The organism is Streptomyces sp. a15 (assembly GCF_059026085.1).
On record NZ_JBWLKM010000286.1, the window covers coordinates 1 to 431 of the forward strand.

Consider the following 431-nt stretch of genomic DNA (forward strand, 5'->3'; position numbering starts at 1 on the left):
ATGACCGGGAAATGGAAGGCCATGTGGCATTCGTCGCCGCCGGCCCGGTAGTCGCCGAAGTAGTCGACGACGTCCTCGGGCCACTGGTTGGCCTCCGCGAGCAGCACCGTGTCCGGGTAGGAGGCGTCGATCTCCTTCCGGACCCGCTTGAGGAACTCGTGGGTCGCCGGAAGGTTCTCGCAGTTGGTGCCCTCCTGCTGGTAGAGGTACGGCACCGCGTCCAGCCGGAATCCGTCGATGCCGAGGTCCAGCCAGAACCGCAGCGCGGAGATGATCTCCTCCTGGACGGCCGGGTTCTCGTAGTTGAGGTCCGGCTGGTGGGAGAAGAAGCGGTGCCAGTAGTACTGCTTGCGCACCGGGTCGAAGGTCCAGTTGGACGCCTCGGTGTCGACGAAGATGATCCGGGCGTCCTGGTACTGCTTGTCGTCGTC

At 64.7% G+C, this 431-nt stretch carries 1 protein-coding gene; it reads right to left on the reverse strand.

Going from position 1 to position 431, the window contains the following annotated elements; genetic code table 11:
- A partial coding sequence (locus tag AC5P09_RS52160; protein WP_493880657.1) for an alpha-amylase family glycosyl hydrolase occupies nucleotides 1-431 on the reverse strand: 431 nt, incomplete at both ends.